4 protein-coding genes are annotated in these 2,778 nt (G+C 61.8%); 1 reads left to right on the forward strand and 3 read right to left on the reverse strand.

What is annotated here, in order from left to right; all coding sequences use genetic code 11:
- Positions 1-192 (forward strand): hypothetical protein (locus KBI52_RS01815; protein ID WP_210804935.1); only part of this gene is annotated, 192 nt, incomplete at its 5' end.
- Positions 193-694: 502 nt separating this feature from the next.
- Here the strand turns inward: KBI52_RS01815 and KBI52_RS01820 are convergent.
- From KBI52_RS01820 to KBI52_RS01830, 3 genes are all read right to left on the reverse strand, one after another.
- Positions 695-1,039, reverse strand: coding sequence for a RidA family protein (locus KBI52_RS01820; protein ID WP_262266541.1), 345 nt, complete (start codon positions 1,037-1,039; stop codon positions 695-697).
- A 15-nt stretch (positions 1,040-1,054) separates the two neighbouring features.
- Entirely contained in the window at positions 1,055-2,566 is a 1,512-nt protein-coding gene (locus tag KBI52_RS01825; RefSeq protein WP_210804937.1) for an NAD(P)/FAD-dependent oxidoreductase, read from the reverse strand.
- The coding region (locus KBI52_RS01830) for a (2Fe-2S)-binding protein (RefSeq protein ID WP_210804939.1) at positions 2,563-2,778 on the reverse strand (216 nt) is incomplete at its 5' end. The genes KBI52_RS01825 and KBI52_RS01830, both read right to left, overlap by 4 nt.

The raw sequence follows: 2,778 nt of genomic DNA on the forward strand, positions 1-2,778 counted from the left end.
AAGGTCATCCAGGCGACCCTGGAGGACTTGAAAGCGACATCGGACGATCTGGACGCGGCGCTTCTCGGCTGGCTAGCCATTGAGGGCCTGAACAGCCTCGAGATGCATGACCTCAGCCCTTTCTCGGAGGAGGAGCACAAACGGGTCGTCGAAGCGGTCAACCGCCTGCTCGTCAGAGGAATTGCTGAGTAGGATGCCCAGGCGCAGGGCAGACGCATCGGTTTGGAGGCGCGACGCCGATCTTTCATGCTGCTTGAGGTGGAACAACGCGGGTAGCGAAATGCCACGCCAGACGTTGCGCCATCCAGGAGCTGACATGCTGCCTGGAACTCACAAACGAGAACGCCCCGACAGAGGTAGCCGGGCAGGGCTCGCTGTCAGGGCGCTTGTGTGATGCCGGTTGCAACACCATGCTGTAGTAGTACTCCAAGTGCGGCAACGATTCAACGCGCGCTGCGGGCAACCGCGGAACTTCTTACTGAAAGGCCGAGCACCGGACCTTCTACCAAGGCCCATGCGATTTGTTTGGACTAACGTCATTTCAATACGGGCGCAGCAGTAATGATCGACGGGTGCATCCGCACAGCATCAACCGGTTTGACCATTTCTGCTCGCGATGCACGGGTCGTTACCCGTTTCGGCTTCTGTCGATGCCGAGGAGTCGCCTCTTTCGCCTGACGGATGTCTGTTTAATTCAGCCCGCAGCCGTGATCATGATCTCGACCAGAGTATCTTTGCCAAGATCAGCGACGCCCACAGTGGCCCTCGCAGGGAAGTTCACCGGTGATAGCCATCGCTTCCAGGCTGCATCCATCTCGGCTTTTCGGTTGAGATCTGTCAGGAAGATGGTTGCAGACAGCAGACGGGTTTTGTCCGTGCCGGCCGTCCTGAGATACTCGTCGAACTTGGCGAGGATCTGCTCCGTCTGCCCCTCGAGTCCTGCCGACATATCGTCAGCAACCGTCCCGCCGACGAAGACCAGTCCGTTGTGCACAACGACGCGATGCATGATGGGCGTTTGAATATGCCGCTCAGTCACTTGGATTTTCCTTGGTTAGTTGGCCTTCGAATGGTGTGTGTCGGCGAGGTCGGCCAGAACCGCGACTTTGGCCGCATCTGACTGCGGCAGCGAAGCCAGTTCGCGCAGCCTCAGTGGCTTGATCGGGAACCGCAGCCGGTAATAGCCGACCTTGTCAGGGCTCACGCCGCGTTCGCCTGCAATCAGTTCGGCGACCGTCAGTCCGCAGAGCCGACCCTGGCACGGTCCCATGCCGGAGCGCAGGAACACCTTCATCTGGTTCGGGCCGATCGCGCCCGCGCTCACCGATGCCCTGATCTGGGCAGCGGAGATTTCCTCGCAGCGGCAGACGATGGTCTCAGGATTCTGCGGCACCCGGAACGCCTTGGAAGGCCGGTAGAGGGCGTCAAGGAACTCCCGGCCTCGTGTGACTTTCGTGAGCTGGACCTTGAGCGAGGACGCATGCCGATTGCGATCCTCACCGCCGATCAAGCCGAGCCGGGCCGCGCACCCGACCCCTGCCAGCTTGCCCTGAAGGGCCGCCGCCTCAGCACCGCGAATTCCTGCTCCATCCCCCGCGATCGCGATGCCGGGAAAGGAGGTTTCATACCACTCATCGACCTGTGGTCGGAAAGCGAGCTGCGTCTCGTCCCACACATGGTAGCAGCCGGCCGCATTCGAGAAATTGACATTGGGAACCACACCCTGATGAAGCAGGAGAAGGTCTGCCGGCGTGCGATGCTCCTGCCCGCCCGCCGTCCACACGACCTCCTTCAGTTCTCCCTGTCCTTCGGCCGACAGGCCTGAGATCCATCGCACCACTTTCGTACGGCGCTGCACCGTGCGCAGGAGCCGCAATCCCTTGCTGCCATAGGGTGAGGTCAGGAAGGCCGGCATATGGCGCAAGGCTTTCAGCCAGTTGCTTTTGGGTGTCGTGTCGAGAACCGCTGTGACTGTGGCGCCAGCCTCGATCAACTGAGCGGCCAGGAGATACAGAAGCGGTCCCGTCCCGGCGATGACCACCCTCCCCTCCGGAATGAGGCCAGATGTCTTCAGCGCGATCTGGGCGGCGCCGGCCGTCATGACACCGGGCAGCGTCCATCCTGGAATCGGAAAGGGCCGTTCCAGGGCACCCGTCGCAAGCACAACCTGCCTTGCGCGGATCAAGCGCGCCGCTCCACCTGCTGAGACTCCGACTTCATGACCGATGAACTGGCCTCCCTCATCGTTTGCTGGCCCAATGCTCCACGCCGTCGTTGCGGGAGCGTACTGAGCCCCCGCACGAAGGAATGTTTCGGCAATCTCCCGGCCCTTCCAGTAGTCCTCTCCCAGACGCTCGCGATCTGCCGTCTGTGCAAGGAGAACGGACCGGTAGATCTGGCCACCGGGCGTCTGGTTCTCGTCGACAAGAAGCGTGCGCGCTCCAAGGGTCGATACCGTCGTAGCTGCGGACAGTCCGGCAGGCCCAGCACCGATGACGATAACGTCATAGGCATCGGCGAGGTCCTTGACCGTATGGGCCGCTTTGCCCCCTGTGGTGGATGTCATGGCACCAGCTCCGCTGACAGGACGTGCGGACCCTTCTGTGTTTCGACCGTCATTCCTTCTCGCACCGGGACAAGGCACCCCTGCCGATTGCCCACACCGTCGATCCTGACCAGACATTCGAAGCACACGCCCATCATGCAATAGGGTCCTCGCGGTGCGCCTGAAACGGGCGTTGTGCGGCAGGCGCGGATCCCTGCCGCAAGGAGTGCGGC

It is taken from the genome of Microvirga sp. HBU67558, from assembly GCF_018069605.1.
In the GTDB taxonomy this organism is placed as follows: Bacteria; Pseudomonadota; Alphaproteobacteria; order Rhizobiales; family Beijerinckiaceae; genus Microvirga; species Microvirga terrae.

Bases quoted from the DNA above. Each gene is read 5' to 3' on its own strand.
- KBI52_RS01825 (WP_210804937.1), bottom strand. From the start codon at position 2,566: ATGACATCCACCACAGGGGGCAAAGCGGCCCATACGGTCAAGGACCTC.